At 64.9% G+C, this 23812-nt stretch carries 23 protein-coding genes; 5 read left to right on the forward strand and 18 right to left on the reverse strand.

Translation table 11 applies throughout. From position 1 onward, the window contains the following. Nucleotides 1-8: 8 nt before the first annotated feature. A complete protein-coding gene (locus FJ950_RS13465; protein WP_140617124.1) occupies nt 9-611 on the reverse strand; it encodes a hypothetical protein in 603 nt (200 codons plus the stop codon). Nucleotides 612-725: 114 nt separating this feature from the next. Between FJ950_RS13465 and FJ950_RS13470 the strand changes: the two genes are divergently transcribed. Then, nucleotides 726-959 (forward strand): DUF2093 domain-containing protein, encoded by a 234-nt coding sequence (locus FJ950_RS13470; protein WP_140617125.1) that lies wholly within the window; start codon nt 726-728, stop codon nt 957-959. Nucleotides 960-1055: 96 nt separating this feature from the next. Here FJ950_RS13470 and lpxK read toward each other — a convergent pair whose 3' ends face one another. From lpxK to FJ950_RS13500, 6 genes are all read right to left on the reverse strand, one after another. Further along, on the reverse strand, nt 1056-2081 hold the full coding sequence (gene lpxK / locus FJ950_RS13475) for a tetraacyldisaccharide 4'-kinase (protein ID WP_140617126.1): 1026 nt from the start codon (nt 2079-2081) through the stop codon (nt 1056-1058). Between the two features lies 1 nt (nt 2082). Beyond that, nucleotides 2083-3399, reverse strand: a complete 1317-nt coding sequence (gene waaA, locus FJ950_RS13480) for a lipid IV(A) 3-deoxy-D-manno-octulosonic acid transferase (RefSeq protein ID WP_140617127.1) — start codon at nt 3397-3399, stop codon at nt 2083-2085. After that, on the reverse strand, nt 3396-4187 hold the full coding sequence (locus tag FJ950_RS13485) for a lysophospholipid acyltransferase family protein (protein WP_140617128.1): 792 nt from the start codon (nt 4185-4187) through the stop codon (nt 3396-3398). The genes waaA and FJ950_RS13485 overlap by 4 nt, the downstream gene beginning before the upstream one ends. A gap of 5 nt (nt 4188-4192) precedes the next feature. Further along, nucleotides 4193-4438 (reverse strand): DUF4170 domain-containing protein, encoded by a 246-nt coding sequence (locus tag FJ950_RS13490; RefSeq protein WP_015318348.1) that lies wholly within the window; start codon nt 4436-4438, stop codon nt 4193-4195. 77 nt (nt 4439-4515) lie between these two features. After that, nucleotides 4516-5319, reverse strand: coding sequence for a 3'(2'),5'-bisphosphate nucleotidase CysQ (locus FJ950_RS13495; RefSeq protein ID WP_140617129.1), 804 nt, complete (start codon nt 5317-5319; stop codon nt 4516-4518). Then, on the reverse strand, nt 5306-6649 hold the full coding sequence (locus FJ950_RS13500; protein ID WP_140617130.1) for a TldD/PmbA family protein: 1344 nt from the start codon (nt 6647-6649) through the stop codon (nt 5306-5308). The genes FJ950_RS13495 and FJ950_RS13500 overlap by 14 nt, the downstream gene beginning before the upstream one ends. Before the next feature lie 174 nt (nt 6650-6823). Between FJ950_RS13500 and FJ950_RS13505 the strand changes: the two genes are divergently transcribed. Beyond that, a complete protein-coding gene (locus tag FJ950_RS13505) occupies nt 6824-7240 on the forward strand; it encodes a VOC family protein (RefSeq protein WP_015318351.1) in 417 nt (138 codons plus the stop codon). Nucleotides 7241-7264: 24 nt separating this feature from the next. Here FJ950_RS13505 and epmA read toward each other — a convergent pair whose 3' ends face one another. Further along, nucleotides 7265-8311 (reverse strand): EF-P lysine aminoacylase EpmA, encoded by a 1047-nt coding sequence (gene epmA / locus FJ950_RS13510; RefSeq protein WP_140617131.1) that lies wholly within the window; start codon nt 8309-8311, stop codon nt 7265-7267. A gap of 114 nt (nt 8312-8425) precedes the next feature. Between epmA and efp the strand changes: the two genes are divergently transcribed. Further along, complete coding sequence (gene efp / locus FJ950_RS13515; protein ID WP_015318353.1) at nt 8426-8995, forward strand: elongation factor P; 570 nt, start codon at nt 8426-8428, stop codon at nt 8993-8995. 84 nt (nt 8996-9079) lie between these two features. Here efp and FJ950_RS13520 read toward each other — a convergent pair whose 3' ends face one another. From FJ950_RS13520 to FJ950_RS13540, 5 genes are all read right to left on the reverse strand, one after another. Next, nucleotides 9080-9952, reverse strand: a complete 873-nt coding sequence (locus FJ950_RS13520; protein WP_140617132.1) for a patatin-like phospholipase family protein — start codon at nt 9950-9952, stop codon at nt 9080-9082. Further along, nucleotides 9949-11346 (reverse strand): pitrilysin family protein, encoded by a 1398-nt coding sequence (locus FJ950_RS13525; RefSeq protein ID WP_181171205.1) that lies wholly within the window; start codon nt 11344-11346, stop codon nt 9949-9951. Before FJ950_RS13525 ends, FJ950_RS13520 begins: the two co-directional genes overlap by 4 nt. A 2-nt stretch (nt 11347-11348) precedes the next feature. After that, nucleotides 11349-12737, reverse strand: coding sequence for a pitrilysin family protein (locus tag FJ950_RS13530; protein WP_140617134.1), 1389 nt, complete (start codon nt 12735-12737; stop codon nt 11349-11351). A gap of 119 nt (nt 12738-12856) precedes the next feature. After that, nucleotides 12857-13411 (reverse strand): 16S rRNA (guanine(966)-N(2))-methyltransferase RsmD, encoded by a 555-nt coding sequence (gene rsmD / locus FJ950_RS13535; protein ID WP_015318357.1) that lies wholly within the window; start codon nt 13409-13411, stop codon nt 12857-12859. Next, nucleotides 13408-15420, reverse strand: a complete 2013-nt coding sequence (locus FJ950_RS13540) for a pseudouridine synthase (RefSeq protein ID WP_140617135.1) — start codon at nt 15418-15420, stop codon at nt 13408-13410. The genes rsmD and FJ950_RS13540 overlap by 4 nt, the downstream gene beginning before the upstream one ends. 181 nt (nt 15421-15601) lie before the next feature. Between FJ950_RS13540 and FJ950_RS13545 the strand changes: the two genes are divergently transcribed. Continuing rightward, nucleotides 15602-16051 carry a nucleoside deaminase gene (locus tag FJ950_RS13545; RefSeq protein ID WP_041163474.1) on the forward strand — a complete coding sequence of 150 codons (450 nt, stop codon included), beginning with the start codon at nt 15602-15604 and terminating at the stop codon, nt 16049-16051. A 34-nt stretch (nt 16052-16085) separates the two neighbouring features. On the opposite strand, the gene FJ950_RS13550 is transcribed toward FJ950_RS13545, so the two are convergent. The 3 genes from FJ950_RS13550 to FJ950_RS13560 form a co-directional block, all read right to left on the reverse strand. Then, the gene (locus tag FJ950_RS13550) at nt 16086-16757 is read right to left on the reverse strand and encodes a hypothetical protein (protein WP_015318360.1); all 672 of its coding nucleotides are present in this window, start codon (nt 16755-16757) and stop codon (nt 16086-16088) included. 205 nt (nt 16758-16962) lie between these two features. After that, nucleotides 16963-19947, reverse strand: a complete 2985-nt coding sequence (gene ileS, locus FJ950_RS13555; protein ID WP_140617136.1) for an isoleucine--tRNA ligase — start codon at nt 19945-19947, stop codon at nt 16963-16965. A 284-nt stretch (nt 19948-20231) separates the two neighbouring features. Next, nucleotides 20232-21044 (reverse strand): MipA/OmpV family protein, encoded by an 813-nt coding sequence (locus tag FJ950_RS13560; RefSeq protein ID WP_140617137.1) that lies wholly within the window; start codon nt 21042-21044, stop codon nt 20232-20234. A 188-nt stretch (nt 21045-21232) separates the two neighbouring features. Between FJ950_RS13560 and FJ950_RS13565 the strand changes: the two genes are divergently transcribed. Continuing rightward, nucleotides 21233-21787, forward strand: a complete 555-nt coding sequence (locus FJ950_RS13565; protein WP_015318363.1) for an HdeD family acid-resistance protein — start codon at nt 21233-21235, stop codon at nt 21785-21787. Between the two features lie 29 nt (nt 21788-21816). Here FJ950_RS13565 and FJ950_RS13570 read toward each other — a convergent pair whose 3' ends face one another. Both FJ950_RS13570 and FJ950_RS13575 read right to left on the reverse strand, forming a co-directional pair. Next, nucleotides 21817-22797 (reverse strand): bifunctional riboflavin kinase/FAD synthetase, encoded by a 981-nt coding sequence (locus tag FJ950_RS13570; protein ID WP_015318364.1) that lies wholly within the window; start codon nt 22795-22797, stop codon nt 21817-21819. A 6-nt stretch (nt 22798-22803) separates the two neighbouring features. After that, nucleotides 22804-23664, reverse strand: coding sequence for a TIGR01459 family HAD-type hydrolase (locus FJ950_RS13575; RefSeq protein ID WP_140617138.1), 861 nt, complete (start codon nt 23662-23664; stop codon nt 22804-22806). Nucleotides 23665-23812: the final 148 nt, after the last annotated feature.

Below are 23812 nucleotides of genomic sequence, written 5' to 3' on the forward strand. Positions count from 1 at the left end.
ATACTCGCTTAACGGAACAGCAAAAGCACGATCGTGGTGGTTGCGGCCGAGACGATGGCCGTCACGATCGATATCGTCCACAGCGACGACGGAACTGGCTCGGATCGGGGAGCATGGCCCGCTGGACGGATGGAGGCGCCGCGCGGTTGCGGCGCGTTGACATTGGCCGCGACCAGCACCGCGGCCGAAGCGACGGCCGGCGAGAATGTGGATAGGGCCGGCGGCGCCGCGAGTTTGGGGGTGCTGTCGTTGGCCGTTATCCGCGGCGGAGCGAAGCCGCGCGAAGCCTGATCGGTGTCCGTCCCTGCCCCACCCGTCGAGGCTCGTGCCAATGCATGGTGGGTGGCGGCGTCAGGTTCCATGACGGCCCGGTAGGCATCCTCGATCTCGGGGGAGGACAGGCGTTGCGAGGTTTGACCGGCCGGCCGCGGTAGCGAGCCTTGCAGCGCCTGGGCGGCGAACTGCGCCGATTGCACCATCGCGGGCGCCGCCGGCTGGACGAGCGCTTTGACCAGAGCCGCGGTCGCGGGATCGGCCCTGGGCGAAGGCACCGGCCCGGGAATGAGCGCTTCTTTCAGCAAAGACGTCATACTGGCATTGGCGATGTCCATGGCGCTTCCTGACAACCATTGTGCCATACCGCAATATTATATGAGCATTGCGCCAAGCTTGACCTTGCCCACGATTTATGGCGATTGAATCCCGATGAACTCAAGTACCGTTGCATGATGAACCGTTTCGAAGGCCCGGGCGGCAAGGAAGCCCGCATCCGCTATCTCGATGGCGATTTCCAGGTCACCAGCCCGGGCTCGTTCGTGCGCTGCGCGGTGACGGGCGAAAACATCCCGTTGGACGAGCTGAAATACTGGAGCGTCGCCAGGCAGGAGCCTTACGTGAACGCCATCGCATCGCTGCGCCGCGAAATCGAGGTGCATCCGGAGTTGCGCAAACGGAGTTAGAGCGGCTCAGCGTTTGATAGAATCTGACCCGCTCTCCTTCATTGTTTTACGCAATTCCGGACTGAAGACCGCCACGCACTTTTTCCTGAAATAGCTTCATCTCCTCAGCTTGCGCTGCCGCCAGGCATCGAGCGTTTCCTCGATGATGCGTTCGGGCACGTGATCAAGCTCGAACACCGTGTCGATTTCCAGCACGTCGAGACGGTCGAGAAAGTCCTGCGGGGCGCCGTGACGCAGCCGGGCGGCGTCCTTGGCGGTGGTGATCAGGCCAAGGCCTTCGGCGCGTGCCGTCGCGGCCAGTTCGGCAAGCTCGTCCTCGGCGTAGAAGTGATGGTCCGGAAAGGGCCTGGACAGGACCACTTCGCCGCCGGCGTCACGCACCGTGTCGAAGAACTTTTCGGGATGACCGATGCCGGCAAAGGCCAGGAACCGCTTTCCGGCAAGCCCGGCCGTGCTGCTCGGCTCCGTGTGGGCCTCGAAGATCGGCCGGCCGGCACGCGCGGCTCGGCGGACCACGGCATCGGCGGCCGTGCCCTCGCCCATCTTCAGCAGCCCGCTGGTGAAGACCAGCTGGTCGACGATCTTGGCCCTGAGTGGACCGCCCGGGATGACGCGGCCATTGCCGATCCCGTAGCGGGCATCGACCACGACCAGCGCATAATCGATGTGGATGCGCGCGCTCTGGAAGCCGTCGTCCATGATCAGGAAATCGCAACCGTGTTTTTCCAGCAGCAGCCGGGCACCGGCGGCACGGTTCGGCGTCACCGCCACCGGGGCATGTTCGGCCAGCAGCAGCGGTTCGTCGCCGACATGCCTGGCGCTGTCATGGCTGACATCGACGACATGCGGCTCGGCGAAGGAACCGCCGTGGCCGCGCGACAGGAACCCGGGCTTCAGCCGCATGCGCTTGGCCTGTTGGGCGAGCGCGATCGCCACCGGCGTCTTGCCGGTGCCGCCAACGGTGAAATTGCCGATACACAGAACCGGCGCCTGGATCTTCTCGCGTCGGGCCCGCCGCATGCCGCGACCGGCAACCAGCGCATAGACAGCCGACAGCGGCGACAGCGCCAGGACCTTCCAGTCCGGCTCTTCCCACCAGAATGGCGGTGCTTCGGAGGCCATTCTAACGCCCGTTGGCGCCCTTCAGGCGCGCCTTGACCACCAGCGGCTGGATATAGGGTTCGAGCGATTTGAGCGTGCGTGCCAGCGCGCCGCGCATCTCGTCGACAGTCGCGATCCCCGCCGCCATCATCTCGTGGCGCGCCACTTCGTTGGTCAGGAGGAAATTGACGGCGCCGGCCAGCATGTCGCGATCGCGCACCAGCTTGGCGCCACCGCTGTCAAGCAGGCGCTGATAGGCCTCGCGAAAATTCTGCACGTTGCGCCCGGCGAGAACGGCGGTGTCGAGCATGGCCGGCTCAAGCGGATTCTGGCCGCCTTCGGAGGTCAGCGAGCGGCCGACGAAAGCGATTTCGGTCAACCGGAGATACAAGCCCATTTCGCCGATCGTATCGCCAAGCAGGATATCGGTATCGGCCCCGATACGGTCGCCCTTGCTGCGCCGCGCGACTTTCAGGCCCATGCCGGAAATCTGCACGGCAAGGGCTTCGGCCCGATCGGGATGGCGCGGAACGACGAGCGTCAAAAGGCCATGATGACGCCTGTGCAGCGTCGCGTGAACTTCCGCGGCGACCACTTCCTCGCCATCATGGGTCGAGATCGCCGCCCAGGTCGGGCGATCGCCGATCTGCCGCTGCAATGTGCCAAGCGCTCGCAAGTCGACCGGAGGTGGGTTGGTGTCGACCTTGAGATTGCCTGACACCGTGACCGGCCGGGCGCCGAGCGCCCGAAAACGCTCGCCGTCGACGTCGGACTGGGCAACGACATGGGCCAGATTCTCGAACAGCGCCTCGGCGATGTTGGCCCGCTTCTTCCAAGACGTGAAGGAGCGATCGGAGAGCCGGCCATTGACCAGCACCTGCGGCACGTGGCGGGCACCGAGTTCGAGGATGGTCATCGGCCATATCTCGGATTCGGCGATGATCGCCAGATCGGGTTTCCAGTGATCGAGGAAGCGGCTGACCGCCGGCTTCAGATCGAGTGGCACATATTGGTGAATGATGCGGTCGCCGAGCCGCTCGTCGACGACCTGGGCCGAGGTGACCGTACCGGTCGTCAGCACGATGTTGACGCCATAATCGAGGATGCTTTCGACAAGCGGCACGACGGCCAAGGTCTCGCCGACGCTCGCGGCATGGATCCAAATCACCGGGCCCTCGGGGCGCGGCCGGCCGGCGACGCCGTAGCGCTCGCGCCGGCGATTGCGGTCTTCCTTGCCGCGCGAGGTGCGCCAGGCGACATAAGGCCCGACCAGCGGATAGGCTGCCGCGCCGGCAAAACGGTATGCCGACAACATGGTGCGGGCCCAGCGGCCGCTCACCGCGGAGCATCCACGAGGCGGTAGGCCTCGGCGGTCGCGGCATTGAGGGCGGTGGTGATTTCCTGGCGCTTGCGTTCCATTTCGGCGTCATCGGCATCCGCCGCCACAAAGATCGGCGTGCCGATGGTCACGGCGGAGCGGCCGAAGGGCAGGTTGATGGTGGTCTTGTCCCAGCTCTTTTCCAGCACCTTGCGGCGGCTGGTGGCGATGGCGACGGGCAGCAGCGGCCGGCCGGAGAGGCGAGCCAGGAGAACGATACCGAGCCCTGCATCGCGCGGGGTACCGTGGGGAATGTCTGCGATCATGGCGACGTTCTTGCCTGATGTGAGCGACTTTTTGAGGGCAATGAGCGCCTTGGCCCCGCCCTTGTCGAGATGCCTGGCATTGTCGCGCCCGCCCGAACCGCGCACCGCCTCGATGCCGAATTTCTCCAGCATCAGGGCGTTGAGCTCGGCATCGGCGCTACGCGACACCATGGCAACCAGCGGCTTGCGCTTGGGGTAATAGGCCGGCGTCAAAAGATGCTGGCCATGCCACAGAGCAATGATCCCCGGCTCGAACTCGGCATAGGCGCCGCCCGAAAAGCGCGCCGATCCGGCGACCAGGGGGCTGGTCGCGCGAACCAGCCGCACGAACTGCGCGAGCAGGCTGGCAATGGCGTTCTTGACGAATCGCGACTGCGCGAGCGGTTCGCGAATCCTGCGCCAGAAGGCCTTGGTCGTGCGGCTGCGGCCCCTGCCCGTGGGCGCGGCCTCGCCGGCTGGCTCTTTCGCCAGATCATGCTCCATCGAAGTCAACCGGCGGCCTTGCTATCGGGATCCAGCAGACGGTGCAGATGAACGACGAAATAACGCATATGGGCATTGTCCACGCTGGCCTGCGCCTTGGCCTTCCACGCCGTGTGCGCGGATTGATAGTCCGGATAGACGCCGACGATGTCGAGCGCATCGAGATCGCGGAACTCGGTGCCGCCAAGTTTCTTCAGTTCGCCGCCGAACACCAGATGCAAAAGCTGTTTCTTTCCGTCTTCCGCGGCCATGTCGGTCCTTCACATATCGTGAGTTTGTGACAGGTCTAGACCAAAGCCGCCGACTTTGGAACCTTCGAAAAACGCTTTCAGCCATCCAGCCCGGCAATGACGTCGACCAGCACGGCCAGCAGTTCGCCGCTGCCGGCCGCGAGCGCACCGTGGCGGGTCACCTCGCCGGCATAGGACGGCGCGTGGCCATGCGGGTCGAGCAGTTGGCCACCTGCCTCGCGCAGGATGAGGTCGGCGGCGGCGATGTCCCAGTCATGCGCGTTCGGCTTGACGAAGGTGCCGTCGAGCGTGCCGTTGGCGATCATCGCCAGGCGGTAGGCAAGCGAAGGGCTGTAGGGCGCCCGTTGCAGCCGCTCCTGCCAGCCGGCCGGCATCAGGTCGATCAACTGCTTCAGGCCGGAAATCTCGGGCTTGTCGCCTGGCTTGCGCACCGCAATGCGCTTGCCGTTGCGGAATGCGCCCTGGCCTGGCAGCGCGGAATAGGTTTCGTCCATCGCCGGGCATTCGAGCACGCCGGCAAGCGTGCGGCCATTCTCGACGACGGCGACGCTGACGCACCAGGCGCGCTGGCCTTCAAGGAAGCCGCGCGTACCGTCGATCGGGTCGACAACGAAGGTGCGGCGCGCCGAAAGCCGCGCCGGGTCGTCGGCCGTCTCTTCCGACAGCCAGCCATAATCCGGCCGTGCCGCAAGCAACGTCTGGCGCAGATACGCATCGGCGGCATGATCGGCTTCGCTGACCGGCGAGGTGCCGCCCTTCATCCAGACCTGCGGATTGTTGCCGAAGTAGCGCATGGCTATGAGACCCGCCTCGCGGGCGGCGTCGCGCAGCAGCGGCAGGTCCAGATCGGCACCGGCGGTGGTCAGCTCATGCTCCGGCAAGGGTCATGCCTTCGATCAGGAGCGTCGGGGCGGCGGTGCCGAAATTGCGATCAAGGTCATTCGCGGGCACCATGTTGAGGAACATCGTCTTCAGGTTCGAGGCGATGGTGACTTCGGCGACCGGATAGGCAAGCGCCCCATTTTCGATCCAGAAGCCCGAAGCGCCGCGGCTGTATTCGCCGGTGAGCATGTCTACGCCCTGGCCAAACACTTCGGTGACGTAGAAGCCGCTCTTGAGCGAGCCTATCAGGTCTTCCGGCGACCTTTCGCCTGGCTCGATGGCAAGATTGGTGGAAGACGGCGAGACGGAGGAGCCGCCGCGCGCGCCGCGCCCGTTGGTGACGAGGCCGAGCTCCCGGGCCGCCGATGTCGACAGGAACCAGTGATTGAGGACGCCCTTTTCGATCATCAGGAGTTTCTCGCCCTCGACGCCTTCGCCATCGAACGGGCGCGAGGCCTGGCCACGGCGCCGCAGCGGCTCGTCAGTGACGGTGATGGCGGACGCGGCCACCTGCTTGCCCATCATGTCGCGCAGGAACGAGGTTTTTCGCGCGACGGAAGCGCCGTTGATGGCCCCGGCGATGTGGCCGGCAATGCCGCGCGCGACGCGCGGGTCGAACACCACGTCGACCGATCCGGTCGCCGCCTTGCGCGCGCCAAGGCGACGCACGGCCCGTTCGCCGGCCCGGCGGCCGATATCCTCGGCCGCGTCGAGATCGGCAAAATGCTGGCGCGAGGAGAATTCGTAGTCGCGTTCCATGCCGGTGCCCTCGCCGGCGATCACGCTGGCCGAGCGCGAAAAGCGCGAGGCGACATACTGGCCGAGAAAACCGTGCGAGGTGGCCAGAACCAGCCCGCCCAGCCCGGCGCTGGCATTGCTGCCGGCCGAATTGGTTACGCCGTTGACGGCGAGAGCCGCCGCCTCGGCCGCAAGGGCCGCCTCCTTCAACTGGTCCGCCGACACTTCGGTTGCATCGAACAGGTCCAGATCGCGCGTCTGTCTGGCGAGCAGCGCGGGGTCGGCAAGAGCCTGGTAGGGATCCTCGGGGGACACTTTGGCCATGGCGACGGCGCGCTCGGCAAGGGCCTTCGGATCGGACGCTGCGGTGGCCGATACACTGGCCACACGCTGGCCGACGAACACCCGCAGCGAAACGTCGTCGCCCTCGGACGCCTCTGTGTTTTCGACCTTGCCAAGCCGCACCGAAACACCGGTCGAGCGGCCACGCACCGCGACGGCGTCCGCGGCATCGGCGCCAGCGCGTTTGGCGGCCTCGACCAGGGCCGCGACACGGTCCGTCAATTTCGCGGCGTCGAGCTTGTCGGTCATGCACTTGATCCTGTTTCTTCAGCCTGTCCGGAAGGCAGGTGCTGCCGCACCATCTATTGTTCCACTGCCGCTTGTGCAATGGCAGAAGGGCAATCAGGATGTTGCGACCAAATCGCCATCGAAGCGCCCGCAAAGAGCGGACGTCGCGGTTTTTGCCTAACTGGAGCCTTCGCCATGACGCCTTTCCATCTTGCCTTTCCAGTCCGTGATCTCGATGAAACCCGAACTTTCTATGGCGAGGTGCTGGGCTGTGCGATCGGCCGCTCGTCGGCGACCTGGGTCGATTTCGACCTCTACGGCCACCAGATGTCGGCGCATTTGCGGCCGCAGGCCGCGCGAGCTGCAAGCGACGGCAAGGTCGACGGCATTTTGGTGCCGATCCCGCATTTCGGCGCTGTGCTCTTGATGGACGACTGGCAGCGCCTGGCGACGCGGCTGGAAGCGCGCGACGACATAGACTGGCTGGAGCGGCCGATGGTCCGCTTCAAGGGCGAGCCCGGCGAACAAGCGACATTGTTTATCCGGGATCCCTCGGGCAATGCCTTGGAATTCAAGGGCTTTCGCTCGCTGGAGCAGGTATTCGCGCATTGAGATCAAAGGGGCGGCAGCTCGTCTTCAAGATGCCACGACCGGAGTCCAGATCACGTCCTCGATCTTCTGCGCGCCCGTCGCCAGCATCACCAGCCGATCGAAGCCGAGCGCGATGCCGCTGGCCTGCGGCATGATGGCCAACGCGGCGAGGAAGTCCTCGTCCAGCGGGTAGCGCTCACCATAAACGCGCTCTTTCTCGTCCATCCCGATGACGAAGCGCCGGCGTTGCTCGGCCGCGTCGGTCAGTTCGCCAAAGCCGTTGGCGAGCTCGACGCCGCAGCAATAGAGCTCGAAGCGTTCGGCGACGCGCGGATCCCTCGGGCTCGGCCGCGCCAGTGCCGCCTCGGCGACCGGGTACTCGCAAAGAATGGTCGCGCGGCCGAGGCCGAGATTGGGTTCGATCTTTTCCACCATCACGCGGCTGAACAAATCGGCCCAGCTGTCGTCAGGCGCGGTGCGCAGACCGGCCTGGATCAGAGCGGCATGCAGCGCGTCCCGGTCCGTGCCGCCATCGGGCGCGACCGTGGCCAGTAGATCGATCCCGGCGAGGCGGCTGAAGGCGTCCGCCACGGTCAGCCGCTCCGGTTCGGAAAACGGATCGCAGTCGCGGCCCCTGAAAGAGAAGTGCGTGGCCCCTGCCCGTGTCGCGGCCAACGCCAGCAGATCGGCGCAGTCGCGCATCAGGCTTTCATAGGTCTCGCCCACCCGATACCATTCGAGCATGGTGAATTCGGGATGATGCAAGGGACCGCGCTCGCGGTTGCGGTAGACGGCCCCCAGGCTGAAAATGCGCTGCTCCCCCGCCGCAAGCAGTTTCTTGCAGGCGAATTCCGGCGAGGTGTGGAGATAAAGCGGCGAGCGGGCGCCATCCGGCCCGACCGCTTCGGTGGCGAAGGCCGCCAGATGCGCCTCGTTGCCGGGCGAGACCTGCAGCGCCGCCGTCTCCACCTCGATGAAGTCGTTGCGGGCGAACCAGTCGCGCAAGGCAGCCGTCAGCCCGTTGCGCAGCATCAGGCGCGGACGGCGGTCGGCATGGACATGCGGCGTCCACCAGGGCGACGCGGCGGTCATCAGCGCGCTTCGGTTCGCCGAGGGGGCTGGCGGTTCGCGCCAAGATGCGCTAGGCCCCCATTCAGCGCCGCGCAAGCCGGCAAACGCCAGTCAACTCTCGCAGGATTTAAAACCGTGGTGAAAGTCATCGCCAGTTCGCTCCGCAAAGGCAATGTCGTCGACAAGGACGGCAAGCTTTATGTGATCCTCTTTGCCGAAAACATCCACCCCGGCAAGGGCACGCCCGTGACGCAGCTCGATATGCGCCGCATCGGCGACGGGGTGAAGGTGTCGGAGCGCTACCGCACCACCGAACAGGTGGAGCGCGCCTATGTCGAGGAGCGCGAGCACACCTTCCTCTACGCCGATGGCGAAGGCTATCACTTCATGAACCCGGAAACCTATGACCAGGTGGCGGTGTCTGAAGCCGTGGTCGGCGATGCGGCGCCCTATCTGAAGGAAGGCATGCCGGTGCAGGTGTCACAGTTCAACGGCATCGCGATCGCCCTGGTGCTGCCGCAGCGCGCCACCTTCGAAGTGGTCGAGACCGAGCCGACGACCAAGGGCCAGACGGCATCGTCTTCCTACAAGCCGGCCGTGCTTTCCAACGGCGTGCGCACCACCGTGCCCCCGCACATTGCGCCTGGCACCCGCGTCGTGGTGATGACGGCGGACGGGTCCTATGTGGAGCGGGCGAAGGACTGAGCGAAGCAGAGGCATTGTTGCCGCCTCGGCATTGATGCCCCGCCGACACGGCACAAAGTAGCCTCGCAGTCTCGCTGACCGCGATCACGACCTGGCTGGCGTTCTTGTCCTTTTTGCCTCGACCTTGGCGGAACGCCGTTCAATTGCGACCTCCACCTCCCGCTTCAGCCGATCCTTGATTTCAACCGTCTCGCTCATCAGGGCCTCGATCTTCAGGAAATCGAGGACGCGGTATTTCGACACCGCCGGGCGGACCAGTATGTCGGGCTGGCACTGTTTCAGCTTGTTGGCGATGATCGACTGCATCATCAGCTGCGTGGCGCCGAACATCAGGTCGACGGAGGTCGGCTGCTTGCGGTCGGCCTCTTCCGGCGCGCCAACCACGTCGACGCCGATGATGATATCGGCATCCTTCTCGATCAGGTCGAAGGGCACGGGGTTGTAGATGCCGCCGTCGATCAGCAGCCTGCCGTCGCGCGTCACCGGACGGAAGACGGCAGGAATGGCGGCAGAGGCAGCAAGGGCGGAATGCAGGTCGCCATCGTCGAACACGGCGAGCTTGTGGCCGAAATAGTCGGTTGCTGTCACCTTCAGCGGGATTTTCAATCCGGCGAAGGATTCGGGAATAGCCTCGGGCAGAAACGCCTTCAGGATGCGCTCGACATTGAACTGGCTGACGCGGATGCCATTTTGCATGGCTTCCGCGATCGTGCCCGGCCGCGCCCGCCACATGCGGCTCGCCACCTCGGCGCGGCGGCCGAGGATCGAGCGGGCATAGTCGTGGATATCCTTGCCGGTCATGCCCGAGGCCATGCCGGCACCCATGATGGCGCCGATCGACGAGCCGGCTATCGCCACCGGCTTGATGCCGAGCTCGTCCAGCGCCTCGATGACATGGATATGCGCCAGACCGCGCGCGCCGCCACCGCCGAACGCTATGCCGAAAGTGGGGCTCATCCCTTGCCGGCTCCCGCCAGCGGCGGCCCGACCACCATGATGGTCGGCTCGGTCGTCAGCAGCTTCTTCGCCGCCGCCTTGACCTGATCGATCGTCACCGCGTTGATATAGCCGGCCCGGCGCTGCATGTAGTCGATGCCGAGATCGTCAATCTGCAGCTCGACAAGCGTGGCGGCGATGGAACTCGACGAATCCAGATTGCTGATCGCATAGGCGCCGATCAGATATTTCTTGGTCGCCGCCAGTTCGGCCGCAGTCGGGCCATCCTCGGCCAGGCGCTTGGCGACGTCGCGCACGATAGCGAGCGTCTCGGCCGCGCGATCGGAGCGCGTCCCAGTGGTGACGATCAGCGCATTGGCATGGTCCTGGTTGACCAGCGAGGAATTGACGCTGTAGGCGAGCCCGCGCTTTTCGCGCACCTCCTGGAACAGGCGCGAGGTGAAAGTTCCGCCGCCGAGGATCTCGTTCATCAGCACCGCCGGGAAGAAATCCGAGGCCTTGCGCTTCACACCCGGCCAGGCGAGCTGCAGCGATGTCTGCGGCAGGTCGTAATTCACCTCGATATGCTGCGCCAGCTTGGGCTCGACATCGGCTACAGGAGCGAGCGCCTGGTCCCGCGGCAAGTCGCCGAACACCATGTCGAGCTTCTTCTTCAGGGTCTCGGGGTCGATGGCCCCGACCACGGCGACATGCAAGCCGCCGCGCGCGAACACCGCCTTGTGCAGGGCCTCGAGATCGGCCTGCGTGACGGCGGCGATGCTCTGCCTGGTGCCCTGGTCGGAACGCGAATAAGGGTGGTCGCCATAGACGGCGCGCGCCCACCGGTTCTGCGCCACCGTGTCGGGATCGTTCTCGTTGGCGATGATGCCGGACAGGACCTGCGCGCGGATGCGGTCGATCGGCGCCTGGTCGAAGCGCGGCTCATTGACCGCCAGACGCAACAGGTCGAAGGCTTCGTCGCGCTGTTCGGCCAGCATGCGCATGGAACCGTAGATGCCATCGCGGGTCTCGTCGAAGCTCATTTCGGCCCCGGCATCATCGAGCTTGATCTGGAAGGCTTCCGAGTCGAGCGGGCCGGCACCCTCGTCGAACAGGCCGGTCATCAGGTTGGCGAGACCTTCCTTCCCCACCGGATCTTGCGTCGAGCCGCCGCCGAAGACGAAGCGGACGGCGACCACCGGCACGGAATAGTCCTCGACCAGCCAGGCCGTGACGCCTTTCGAGGAGGTAACGGACTGGATCTCCATGGCGCGGGCGGCAAGTGCCGGCAGAACCAGGAAGAGGACGGAGAGGAAGAAGGTTGCGAGGGCGTGGAGGGCCTTCCCTTCTCGCGCGAGGGGAGAAGGGGGAGCCTGGCGGGGAGACGTCAACGCGCCGCTAAACTGGTTCGTCATCATCAATTCCCCGCCTGTTGCTGCGGCAAGAGATAGCCGGTCGTCGAGCGGCCCAATACCAGATAGCGCGCGGCAACGGCCTTGACCTCGTCGGTGGTGACCTTGCGGATGCGGTCCGGCCATTGCTGCACGTCCTGGACGTTGCCGCCGGTGGCAAGCGTCGAGCCATAGATGTTGGCCATGGAATCCTGCTTGTCGCGAGCAAAGATCATCGACCTGACATAGCGGTCCTTGGCTTTTTCGAGCTCGTCCGGGGTGACGCCGTCGCTGGCGATGCGCGCCACTTCCGCATCGACCGCGGCTTCGACGTCGGCCAGTTTGGCGTCACCGCGCGGCGCGCCGTAGACGGTGAAATTGGTGTCGTCGAGCATGGTGCCCTGGAAGTACGCACCGGCGCCGGAAGCAATGCCCTGCTTGACGACAAGGGCCTGGTAAAGCCGGCTGCGGTTGCCGCCGCCGAGGATCTCGGCCAGCAGATCGAGCGCTTCGGCCTCGCCGGGCTTCGCAGTGTGATAGGAGGGCACGACCCATTGTGTCGAGAAACTCGGCACGCTGACGCGAGCGTCGGAGAGCGTGACCGTGCGCCTGGTGTTCTGCTCCGGCTCGACCGGACGGACGCGCGGCGGCAGGTCCGGCCCGCGGGCCACCTTGCCATAGGTCTTTTCGGCCAGCGCCTTCACCGTGTCCGGTTCGACATCGCCGGTCACGATCAGCACGACGTTGTTGGGCCGGTAGTATTTGTTGTAGAACGCCACCGCGTCGGTGCGGTTCAGCTGCTCCATCTCCTGCATCCAGCCGATGACCGGGATGCGATAGGGCTGGTTCTGCCATAGCGTGGCATCGACCTCTTCGTCGAGCACGGCCTGCGGATTGTTGTCGATGCGCGAGCGGCGCTCCTCCAGGATGACATCGCGCTCGGTCTTGATGACGTCATCGGTGAGGATGAGGTTGCGCATGCGGTCGGCTTCGAAGCTCATCATCAGCTCGAGCGCCGACGGTGCCACCGTCTCGTGGAAAGCGGTGTAGTCGTAGGAGGTGAAGGCGTTGTTGGAGCCGCCAATGTCGGAGACGGCGCGGTCGAATTCGCCGGCCGCGTGGTGGGCCGTGGCCTTGAACATCAGATGCTCGAAGAAATGGGCGATGCCGGATTTGCCCGGCGGCTCGTCGGCGCTGCCGATCTTGTACCAGACCATGTGGGTGACGATCGGCGCGCGGTGATCGGGAATGACGACCACTTCCATGCCGTTGTCGAGCAGGAAGTCCGTGACCTTGAACTCGGCCGGCACTGTGCTTGGCAATACGGGGCCGTCCGCCAGGACGGGGGCGGTCATGAACAATGCCAGCGACGTCGCCAGCAGCGTGGCCCGCAGCCATTCAGTCCTTAATGTCATCGATGGCTCCGGTTTCATGCAGCGACGATAGGCAAGGCGCTGGCGACAAGCAAAGTGAATTGTTGGTCATGTTGCCGGCAAAGGCGGCGGCAAAGAGGCCACGGCTGAAAGCAGGCCTCTCAGGCAGCTTCGATGAAGCGGATCACGGTCTCGCCATAGTTGCGCTCATCAAGCACGGAAAAGCCCGGGCCTGGCTCGAAGGGAACCACCGCCGTCTCCTCGACCACACAGAGTGCGCCTGGCCGCAGCCAGCCGCCGGCCTGGGCCGACCGCAGGGCTAGCTCGCCAAGGCCCTTGCCATAGGGCGGATCGGCAAAGACCAGACCGAACGGCGCCAGCGTGCCCGCCTCGCCAAGGCCGGTTGCATCACGGCGGAAGATCTTGGTCCGTCCGGTCAGGCCGAAGGCTTCGACATTGTCGCGGATCAGACCACGGCCCTCGGCCGATTCCTCGATGAAGACGCCATAGGATGCCCCGCGCGACAGGGCTTCCAGGCCAAGCGCGCCGGTGCCAGCGAACAGGTCGAGCACGCGCGCGCCGTCCAGTTGCCCGGCAAAGCGATGCGCCAGGACGTTGAAGACGGCCTCGCGGGTGCGATCGGTCGTCGGGCGGATGGCGCTGCTGCGGGGCGTCGCCAGCGGACGCCCGCGAAACTCACCGCCGACAATTCTCATCTTGTCCGGGGGCCCTTGGGGCCGCCGCGCGGCCGCTCGCCGCCACCGGCGCCTCCTGGACGTTCGCCACGCGGCTTGCCGAACGGTTTCACGCCACCTGGCTTGCCGGCGGGCTTGCCATAAGACGGCTTGAACGAGGCCTTGCGTGCCTTGTTCTCGGCCGCCTTGGCCGCATCGGCCTCCGCCCTGCCCTTGCCGATCGGCCGGGCTCCCGGCGCCATCCAGACATTGGCCTTGCGCTGGCCCGGCGGCTCGATCGGCCGTTGCTCGCGTTCGGGTTTCTTGCCGCCGCCACGAGGCTTGTCACCGAATCCGCCGCGCGGCTTGTCGCCAAAACCTCCGCGCGGCTTATCGCCAAAGCCGCCGCGCTCCGGTCGCGGACCGCGATCGCCGAAGCTCTTTTCTGGTCTCTCACCCCTGTCGGGGCTCGTCGACAGTTTGCCGAGCGCCTCGTCGCGGCTGCCTTCCCGGCGTTTGCGGTTCTTGATCAGCCCGCCCTCGCCGATCGGCCGGCGCTCGCCGTCTCGCGTAAACTTCGGCCGTTCGGGCTCGACTTCTCGGACTTCGGTACGCCGCACCGGCTGATTGGAAAACGGTTTTGTTATCTCGGCGTCGAAATTGGCGCCGGATTCCTCGACCAGGCGCTCGCCGAGCTGGTCGCGCAGCACCCGGCCCTTGATCTCCAGAACATGGCCCTCGGCGAGATCCTCGAGCTGGAACGGACCGTAGGAGATGCGGATCAGCCGCGTGACGTCGAGGCCGAGCGCGCCGAGGATGTTCTTGACCTCACGGTTCTTGCCCTCGCGCAGACCGATCGTCAGCCAGGCGTTGGAGCCCTGCTCGCGATCCAAGCTGGCTTCGATGGCGCCGTAGAAGACGCCGTCGACGGCAATGCCCTCGCGCAGGCCGGCGAGCGCGCTTTCCTCGACCTTGCCATGAACGCGCACGCGGTAGCGGCGCAACCAGCCAGTGGCCGGCAGTTCGAGTACGCGCGACAGGCCGCCATCATTGGTCAGCAGCAGCAGGCCTTCGGTGTTGATATCGAGGCGGCCGATGGTCATCAGCCGCGGCAGTTCGGCCGGCAGCACGTCGAAGACGGTCTTGCGGCCTTCCGGATCGCGGTTGGTGGTGACGACGCCGGCCGGCTTGTGGAACAGGAACAGGCGCGTGCGTTCGATCGGCGGGATTTCCATGCCATCGAGATGGATGATGTCATTGGGCATGACGTTGAACGCCGGCGAAGCCAGCACCTTGCCATTGACCTTGACGCGGCCGGCGGCGATCAACTCCTCGGCGTCGCGGCGCGAGGCGAGCCCGGCGCGTGCCAGCCGCTTGGCGATGCGCTCGCCGGCTTCTTCCGTTGCTTCGGCAGGCCGCGAGCGCGGCTTGAAGCCGCCGCCAGACGCGCCTTGCGGCCGATCACCGAAATCACGCTTGGGTCTGTCGCCGCCAAAGTCACGCTTTGGACGGTCAGCGAAATCCCGCTTCGGACGATCTCCGAAATCACGCTTGGGACGGTCGAAGCGCTTTTCACCGCCCTCCGCCGATGCAGAAACCGGACGGTCGCCACGCGGCGCGTAGGGCTTGCGTGGTCCCTCGCGCTTCTCATAGGGCTTGCGTTCGCCTTCGGCTGCCATCGGGCGGTCGCCGCGCGGCGCGTAGGGCTTGCGTGGTCCCTCACGCTTTTCATAAGGCTTGCGCTCGCCTTCGGCCGCCATCGGGCGGTCGCCACGCGGCGCATAGGGCTTGCGCGGGCCTTCGCGCTTTTCATAAGGCTTGCCTTCGGGGCGCGGTCCCTTGCTGAATGGCCTGTCGCCGCCCTTGAAGTCCCGCTTCGGCCGGTCGCCGTCGGCGGCCATCGGCCGATCGCCACGTGGCGCATAAGGTTTTTTCGCAGCAAAGGACGGCTTCCCGCCCTTGCCGGCATCGCGGCCACGTGCACCTGCCGATTTCGGGCCACTCCTGCCCGGGCCGGCTTTGCGCGGAGATTTCTTGTCGTTGTCGTCCATGTGGCCTTTGTCCGTTTGCGCTGCTACAGCGTGGCGCATCCGTTCGGCGCGCAACGAACGCTGTAGCACTTTTGATTTGGCGCATGATCATTTCCGAAAATCGAGTCCGATTTTTCGGGTTGATGCGCTCCATAACAGGATCACCGCCGGGTGGCGAGGATATAATGGGAAGACAAACCCCTTGAAGAGGCCGGATTTCATGGCCCTGGCGCTAAAAGAGGCCGAAGCGGCAGCCTTGCGTGGCGAAGTGCCGGTCGGCGCGGTCATCGCCAATGGCGGCGCGGTTATTGCCAGTGCAGGCAACCGCACGCGCGAGCTTGCGGACCCGACGGCCCATGCCGAGATGCTGGTGATCCGTGAAGCCTGCGGCAAACTCTCGAGCGAGCGGCTCACCGGCCACGATCTCTATGTCACGCTGGAGCCCTGCGCCATGTGCGCCGGGGCAATCTCCTTCGCCAGGCTGCGCCGTCTCTATTTTGGCGCGGCCGACGAAAAGGGCGGCGCCGTCGTCAACGGCGTGCGCTTCTTCGCCTCTCCGACCTGCCACCACACGCCCGACATCTATCCGGGCATGGCCGAGACCGAAGCAGGCCTGCTGCTGAAGGATTTTTTCAGGGGACGTCGAGACTGAGCCAAGGCCGCCGCAAGACCTGCGCGACTTGTTCTTACTGCAACCAGTCGAACCAGCCGCCCTTCTTGCCCTCGGCCTTTGCCTTGAGAGCGCGTTCTTTCTTGTACTCGTCTTCGCCGAGTTCGTTCTGCGGCGCGGCATCGGAGGCGACACGGTAGGCCAATGGCGGCTCGCTGAGGTATTTACGCGTGTTCGGATCGCCCTGCTTGCTCTCGGCAAGGCGGCGCTGGATCTCGGCGGCGCGGCCCTTGTCGGAATCGGCGGGTTTCCACGCCGGCGGGTGGCTGGATCCTGATTCCTCCATCGCCCTTTTCACCGAAGCCGGATCCGTCTGCACGTCATCGACGATCTCCGACTGGTAGGCCGGATCATTCTGGTGTGCGGTGGCGTCGGCGCGCAGGCGCGCGCGGCGCTGCTCGGGCGATTCGGGCCAACCGGCGTTTGCCGTCTGGATGCTTTCCTGCGGGGCAGGCAGCGCTTCCTTCTGGCCAGGTGCCGGCTTCACCAGGGTGGGACGTGGCTTGTAGTCGATCGGGTCCTTGCGCTTCGGCGCGAAGGAAACGGCGCCTGTAAGATCGCCGGCCAGCTGCTCGGCGGCGGTCTTGTCGGTGCCGTAGGTCGGAGAGCCCATGCAGCCGGACAAAGCGAGGCCCGATGCGACAAGCGGCGCCAGCAGCGCAAGGCGCGCGTTATATCTTTCGGTCATGCCAAAAAGTCCCACTCTAGACAACCTCTCGATCGCACCGGCCTTGTGTCCGGTCCCCATCGTGCAAGCACTTGCGACGGAAATCCGGCGACAATTTGTCTTCCGGAGTTTCGCGTGTTTACCTCAACCACTCGTTAAGGGCAACGCACGGGCGGGTTTGCACCCGCGCGGCGTGGCATTTGTGCACTTCTTTGGGCGACAGGCACTAGAGCCTTCCCAGCGCTTTCAGTTCGTGCAGCACCGCGGCATCCCGTGCCGAAACATCCGGAAACTCGGAATCCTGCCCGACATCGGCGGTGTAGCGCCAGGAACGCGCGCATTTGACCAGGCCGCGATCCTCCGCTTTCTCGACGACCACGGCAACGCCCTTAACATCATCGAGGGCGAAGGCGGTTCGCGGCGCCTCGCCATGGGCAATGACGAGATCGCTGGTGATGGCCATTTCAGCCATGTCGACGTCCGATATCGCCGCCTCGAGCGCCGCGTCGTTGATCGTGACCACGGGGACAGCCTCCAGCGAGGAGCCGATCACCTTCTGGGCACGCGCAATCTCGAGCGCGCCGGTGACGACGCGGCGCACCTGCCTGACCTTGCGCCATTTCTCCGCCAGCGCCTCGTTCCTCCAACCCGCAGGGATTTGCGGGAACTGGTCGAGATGCACCGACACCCCATCGGCATGACGCTCCAGCCACGCCTCCTCCATGGTGAAGGGCAGCATCGGCGCCAGCCATTTCACCAGGCAGTCGAAGAGATGGCGCACCACCTGGACCGAGGCCTTGCGCTTCACGCTCGACGGGCCGTCGCAGTAGAGCGCGTCCTTGCGGATATCGAAATAGAAAGCCGACAGCTCGACCACCATGAAATCGAGCAGTGCGCGCGTGATGCGCTTGAACTCGAAGGCGTCGTAGCCCTGGCGTACCACCTCGTCGAGTTCGGCCAGCCGGTGCAGCATCAGCCGCTCAAGCTCCGGCATCGTCTCCAGGGGAACGACCTCACCATCGTCATGGGCGAGCGTGCCCAGCATCCAGCGTATGGTGTTGCGCAGCTTGCGGTAGGCGTCGATGTTGGTCTGCAGCACGTTCTTGCCGAGCCGCTGGTCTTCCCAATAGTCCGTCGTCACCACCCAGAGACGCAGGATATCGGCGCCGGACTGCTTGATCACATCCTGCGGCACGACCGTGTTGCCGAGCGATTTCGACATCTTGCGCCCATCCTCGTCCATGGTGAAGCCATGGGTGACGACGGTGTCATAAGGCGCCCTGCCCCTGGTGCCGCAACTTTCGAGCAGCGAGGAGTGGAACCAGCCGCGATGCTGGTCGGAGCCTTCGAGATAGACGTCGGCCGGCCACTTCAGGTCGGGCCGGTCTTCCAAGGTGAAGACATGTGTCGAGCCCGAATCGAACCAGACGTCGAGAATGTCCATCACCTGCTTCCATTTGGATGCATCGTGATTGCCGAGGAAGCGCTCCTTGGCGCCGGGCGCGAACCAGGCGTCGGCGCCTTCCGCCTCGAAGGCGTCCATGATGCGGCGGTTGACGGCCTCGTCCTTCAGCACATTGCCATCCTCGTCGGCGAAGACGGCGATCGGCACGCCCCAGGCGCGCTGGCGCGACAGCACCCAGTCCGGGCGCTCCTCGATCATGGCGCGAATGCGGTTCTGGCCGGCGGCCGGGACAAAGCGCGTCTCGTCGATGGCCTTCAGCGCGCGGCCCCGCAGCGTGGTGCCGTCGCCGAGGTCCTTGTCCATGTAGACGAACCATTGCGGCGTGTTGCGGAAGATGACCGGCTTCTTCGAACGCCATGAATGCGGGTAGCTGTGCTTCAGCCGGCCGCGCGCGAACAGCGCATTGCGCTTGATCAGCTCATCGATGACCGCCTGGTTGGCGTTGCCCTTCTTGCCATTGTCGTCGATCACGCGCGCGGCTCCGCCTTCGCGGTCAGGGCCGAGGCCCGGCGCGTCCTTGGTGAAGAAGCCGGCATCGTCGACGGTGAACGGGATTTCGGTGTCGATGCCACGTTGGCGCAGCGCGGGCGCGGCGTCCATCCAGGCATCAAAGTCCTCCCGGCCATGGCCGGGAGCGGTGTGCACGAAGCCGGTGCCGGCATCGTCGGTGACATGGTCGCCGGCAATCATCGCAACCGGGAATTCATAGCCGCCACCGAGGCCCTTGAAGGGATGCGAAAGCACAAGATTTCCAAGCTGTTCGGCGCTGATGCCGTGAAGACGCTTCAAGGTGACCTTGGCCTTGGCCTGGCTTTCCTCTGCCAGCGCATCGGCAAAGATCAGCTTCTCGCCTGGCTGCGGGCCAAACGCATTCTCGGCCGCCGTCACCTTGTAGAGGCCGTAGGCGACACGCGGCGAATAGCTGACGGCGCGATTGCCCGGGATGGTCCACGGCGTCGTCGTCCAGATGACGACATGAGCATCCAGCAGGTCAAGCGACCGACCGCTCAGGTCCGGATCGAGCTCCGCCGGCTGCCCGTCCACCACACTGGCGACGACGAGATTGGCCACCGGAAACTTCGCCCAGATCGTGTCTGACTCGTAGTCCTGGTACTCGATCTCGGCCTCGGCGAGCGCAGTCCGCTCGACGACGCTCCACATCACCGGCTTGGAACCACGGTAGAGCTGGCCGGACATGGCGAACTTCAACAATTCACCGGCGATGCGCGACTCGGCGTGGAAGGCCATGGTCGTATAAGGGTTCTTGAAGTCGCCGATGACACCGAGACGCTGGAACTCTCCACCCTGCACCGAGATCCAGTGCGCGGCGAATTCACGGCATTCCTGGCGGAATTCGTTGACCGGCACCTCGTCCTTGTTCTTGCCCTTGGCGCGGTATTGTTCCTCGATCTTCCATTCGATCGGGAGGCCGTGACAGTCCCAGCCGGGCACATAGTTCGAGTCGTAGCCGCGCATCTGGAATGAGCGGGTGATGACGTCCTTGAGGATCTTGTTCAGCGCGTGGCCGATATGGATGTTGCCGTTGGCGTAGGGCGGACCGTCATGCAGCACGTATTTTGTGCGCCCCGCCGCGCTCTCGCGCAGCTTGCGGTAGAGGTCCATGTCCTGCCAGCGCTTGACCAGCACCGGCTCCTTCTCGGGCAGGCCGGCGCGCATCGGAAACTCCGTCTGCGGCAGATAAAGGGTCTTCGAATAGTCGATTGTCGATTGGGTTTCGTCGGTCATTGGTCTGCCATGTGCATGCCGGGCCACGTGGCTTGCGGCGTGAAACTCTATTTTACACGCATGCCGTTCCCAAAAACGGGGCCCACTCGGGGCGACATGCTTTGATGATCTGGAAAAGCGCGAGAGGCCGCGCGCAATATTCCCGGCGGCTCCTACAGCCTTCAGGCTGCTGGGAACACCGGGCTGGTAATTCGTATCGTCGGCGCGTGAAGGCGCAAAAAGCTCGTCATTGCTGGGCTTTTAGCGGAGAAGAGCGCAGGAATAAAGCGTCTCGTTCGATTCGCTTACATCTTGAAGTCGAAGCGGTAGGTGGTCGACACGCCGACCATGAACTGGTTGCGGTCGCCACGCTCCCTGACCAGGCTGGAATCAGCGGCCGGACCCTCCAGGCGCGAATATTCGCCAAACAGGCTGGCAGTCATCGGATCGGTCACCTTCCAGGTCACCGCGCCACCGAGGCCGACGGATTTCAGGCCGCCGCCGGGATTGTACTGGCTCAGGCCCGAGGCCACGGCTTCCTGCGCGTTGACACCGTAATAGGCATCGAAATAGTTCGCCGAGGCGAACGACACGCGCGGGCCACCCGAAATCCTGACGGTTGGCGTCACGTCGTAGAATGCATCAGCGGCGATGTCGGCGACAAAGCCGTTATGGGCTCGGATGCCATGCCGCAATTCCGCGCGCGCGCGCATCCAGTCCGTCGGATAGAATTCGAAGAAGCCGCCGACCTCGCCGCCCCAGCGGACCGGGTCGAGCCCCCTGAGCTCGTCGGCATCGCCGTCGTCGCGCGAGAACAGGAACTTGCCGGTCAGGCCTGCACGGACGCCGCCGTCGTCGACAAGCGCCAGCGAAATATTGTCGTTGCGTGAGGTGAAGCGAGCCGCAGGGCCGGCCTTGCCCAGCGAAATGATGGGCTGGGCGCTCAGCATGTATTTCTTGCCGCCCTCGAAATTGGGCGCCACCAGGCCGGTCGCGCCGACCGTCAGATACCAGTCGCCGGACAGCCAGCCGAAAGCGCCATCACCGGCTTCGGCCGCGCCTGACATGGCGAGCACGACAGTAGCCACGGCTACAGAAATCTTCCCGACCTCACTCATGGTCACTCCACTAACACGATACAACTGCCCTGCGGCGACAGCTTTGACGAGGCTTTGGTAAAATTTGATTTAAGGGCGAGACATCCAGCGCGCATTGCCTGCACCATCGCGCCCGCCATCGGCTGGACGCGGGTCGGCGCCGAGGGTAACCTCCCTGCATGCTGGCGGTCCTCTATGGAGGTGGCGACATGACCTTGCACGGCGATACTCTGAAGAACGCGATCGGCCGGACGCGTGACAAATGGGGATGGTTCGTCGGTCTGGGCGTGGTGCTGCTGATCCTCGGCGGTGTAGCCTTCGGCAATCTGTTCATCGCCACGGTGGCTTCCGTCTACGTTGTCGGATGGCTGATGCTGGTGGCCGGCATCATCGAGATCATGCATGCTTTCGGGGTCAAGACCTGGGGCCGCTTCTTCTACTGGCTGCTCAGCGGACTGCTTTATGCGGTCGCAGGGTTCTTCGCTTTCGACAATCCGCTGCTCGCCTCGGCGGTGCTGACCTTCCTGCTGGCCATCGCGCTCGTCGCGTCCGGCGCGCTGCGGGCCTGGGTCGGCTACAGCCACCGTCCGGAGCGCGGCTGGGGCTGGATTGTCGCGGCGGGCGTCATCAGCGTGCTCGCGGGCCTGATCATCGCCATGGGCTGGCCGGTCAACAGCCTGTGGGTGCTCGGACTGTTCCTGGCGATCGACCTGATCTTCCAGGGCTGGACCTTCATCGCCGTCGGTCTTGCGTTGAAGAAATAGGAACTCGTTTCCCCTTTCGGGATCATGCTTCAGAACGCCACCGCGGCGTCCAGGCCGGAGAGTGGCTTGACGCCGCCAAGCAGCGCGCGGGCCTCGACTTCATCGCGCTTCATCTGCACGACCAGTGCGTCGAGCCCGTCGAACTTGATCTCGCTGCGCAGGAAGCCGAAGAACGACACCTCGCAAGTCTCGCCATAGAGATCGCCGGAAAAGTCGAAGACGAAGGTTTCCAGGAGCGGCGCGCCATTGTCGTCGACCGTCGGGCGGCGGCCAAAGCTGGCGACGCCGTCGTGCAGCGTACCGTCCGCGCGACGGAAGCGGACGGCGTAGATCCCTTCCTTGAGCGTGGCTTCCGCCGGAAGCCTCATATTGGCTGTGGGAAAGCCGAGCGTTCGCCCGAGCTGCTGGCCGCCGACAACCTCGCTTTCCACCGTAAAGCGATAGCCAAGCAGACCGGCGGCCTCGGCCACCTCGCCCTTGCAAAGCAAGGCACGGATGCGGCTCGACGAAACCACCTCGGCGCCTTCGTCGCGAAAGGCGTCGACGAGGGTAACACCGAAGCCGTGGCGCTCGCCGGCAGCCATCAGATAAGCCGGCCCGCCCTGGCGGTCCTTGCCGAAATGGAAATCGAAACCGGTCACGGCATGGGTAATGCCCAGCGCCCTCTCCAGCACATCGGTGACGAAGGCTTCCGCCGACAGCGAGGCGAAGTCGCGCGTGAACGGCTGCTCGACGAGCGCGGCAAAGCCCAGCAGCGACAGGAGGTGCGCCTTCATCGGCGGCGGCGTCAGCACGAAAAGCGGCAGATCAGGCCTGAAAACCGTTCGCGGGTGCGGTTCAAAGGTCAGCACCAGGGCCGGTACGCCACGCCGCACGGCCTCCGCCAATGCCCGTTCGAGCACGGATTGATGGCCGCGGTGGACGCCATCGAAATTGCCGATCGCGACCACGCCCCCTCGCAGATCGGCGGGCAGCGGCGCGGTTGTCGTAAGATGCTGGAACGCGACCATTGCCACCTACTGCAGTCTTGCGATCACGGCCACCGGACGATAGCCGTGCCGCTCCAGGAAGAGCCCGAGCTTTGCCGGATCCGGCCGGAATGGATCGCCATAGTCGCGGGCATGAATGCCGCCAGAGACATAGAGGACGTCGAAACCATTGTCGGCAGCGCCCTTGACGTCGGTCATCATGCCGTCGCCGATTGCCAGTATTCGCGAACGCTCAACCGACCGGCCGAGGATCTCGGCCACCTCCTTCATCGCGACCTCGTAAATCGGCGCGTAGGGTTTTCCGGCGATCAGCGTGCGACCGCCGAGCTGCGCGTAGTCGCGCGCGAGCGCGCCGGCGCACCAGATGATCCGTTCGCCTCGTTCCACCATGATATCGGGATTGGCGCAGATGAACGGCAGGTTCCTGGCGCGCAACCGGCGCAGCAGTTCCGTATAGTCGTCGGGTTTTTCGACCTCGTCGTCGAACAGCCCGGTGCACACGACGCCAGTGGCCTCGAACTCCTCGACGAGTTCGACATCCAGGCCGTCATAAAGGGTCAGATCGCGGTCGGCGCCGATGTGGAAGACCTTGCGCGGGCCCTCCGCGATCAGATCACGGGTCACGTCGCCCGAGGTCACCACACGGTCATAGGCTGATGGCGGGACGCCGATCACGCTCATCTGCGCCACGACATCGGCGCTGCGGCGCGGCGAGTTGGTGATCAGAACGACAGGAGTGCCGTCCGCCCTTGCCGCTGCCAGCGCAGCCGCGGCAGCCGGAAAATGCCATTCGCCATTGTGCACCACCCCCCAGACATCGCAAAGAATTGCCGAATAGGCTTTCGAGACGTCTTCGAGCGAGCCGACGATTTCAGGCGAATCCGCCATGCCGTTTCCTTCAGTATGATCGTTGCGGTTACAGCGGCCGACGGTTCCCCGCGGCCGGTTCGAATTATCCGAACCGGCCCATGCTGTCACCAGCTTTCGCCTTGACCGGCGCGAATTGCGGCGCAAGCCGCGGCCTTGATTGGTTAGC

Source organism: Mesorhizobium sp. B2-3-14, assembly GCF_006442175.1.
In the GTDB taxonomy this organism is placed as follows: domain Bacteria; phylum Pseudomonadota; class Alphaproteobacteria; order Rhizobiales; family Rhizobiaceae; genus Mesorhizobium; species Mesorhizobium australicum.

Coding starts and splice junctions, on each gene's coding strand:
- ileS (WP_140617136.1), bottom strand. CDS start 19,947: ATGACCGACGAAACCCAATCGACAATCGACTATTCGAAGACCCTTTAT.
- FJ950_RS13485 (WP_140617128.1), bottom strand. CDS start 4,187: ATGGAGCATGATCTGGCGAAAGAGCCAGCCGGCGAGGCCGCGCCCACG.
- FJ950_RS13540 (WP_140617135.1), bottom strand. CDS start 15,420: ATGGACGACAACGACAAGAAATCTCCGCGCAAAGCCGGCCCGGGCAGG.
- FJ950_RS13490 (WP_015318348.1), bottom strand. CDS start 4,438: ATGGCCGCGGAAGACGGAAAGAAACAGCTTTTGCATCTGGTGTTCGGC.
- FJ950_RS13550 (WP_015318360.1), bottom strand. CDS start 16,757: ATGACCGAAAGATATAACGCGCGCCTTGCGCTGCTGGCGCCGCTTGTC.
- FJ950_RS13530 (WP_140617134.1), bottom strand. CDS start 12,737: ATGACATTAAGGACTGAATGGCTGCGGGCCACGCTGCTGGCGACGTCG.
- FJ950_RS13560 (WP_140617137.1), bottom strand. CDS start 21,044: ATGAGTGAGGTCGGGAAGATTTCTGTAGCCGTGGCTACTGTCGTGCTC.
- FJ950_RS13565 (WP_015318363.1), top strand. CDS start 21,233: ATGACCTTGCACGGCGATACTCTGAAGAACGCGATCGGCCGGACGCGT.
- rsmD (WP_015318357.1), bottom strand. CDS start 13,411: ATGAGAATTGTCGGCGGTGAGTTTCGCGGGCGTCCGCTGGCGACGCCC.
- FJ950_RS13520 (WP_140617132.1), bottom strand. CDS start 9,952: ATGAGCCCCACTTTCGGCATAGCGTTCGGCGGTGGCGGCGCGCGCGGT.
- FJ950_RS13505 (WP_015318351.1), top strand. CDS start 6,824: ATGACGCCTTTCCATCTTGCCTTTCCAGTCCGTGATCTCGATGAAACC.
- FJ950_RS13570 (WP_015318364.1), bottom strand. CDS start 22,797: ATGGTCGCGTTCCAGCATCTTACGACAACCGCGCCGCTGCCCGCCGAT.
- FJ950_RS13465 (WP_140617124.1), bottom strand. CDS start 611: ATGGACATCGCCAATGCCAGTATGACGTCTTTGCTGAAAGAAGCGCTC.
- epmA (WP_140617131.1), bottom strand. CDS start 8,311: ATGACCGCCGCGTCGCCCTGGTGGACGCCGCATGTCCATGCCGACCGC.
- FJ950_RS13500 (WP_140617130.1), bottom strand. CDS start 6,649: ATGACCGACAAGCTCGACGCCGCGAAATTGACGGACCGTGTCGCGGCC.
- FJ950_RS13575 (WP_140617138.1), bottom strand. CDS start 23,664: ATGGCGGATTCGCCTGAAATCGTCGGCTCGCTCGAAGACGTCTCGAAA.
- FJ950_RS13525 (WP_181171205.1), bottom strand. CDS start 11,346: ATGACGAACCAGTTTAGCGGCGCGTTGACGTCTCCCCGCCAGGCTCCC.
- FJ950_RS13470 (WP_140617125.1), top strand. CDS start 726: ATGATGAACCGTTTCGAAGGCCCGGGCGGCAAGGAAGCCCGCATCCGC.
- lpxK (WP_140617126.1), bottom strand. CDS start 2,081: ATGGCCTCCGAAGCACCGCCATTCTGGTGGGAAGAGCCGGACTGGAAG.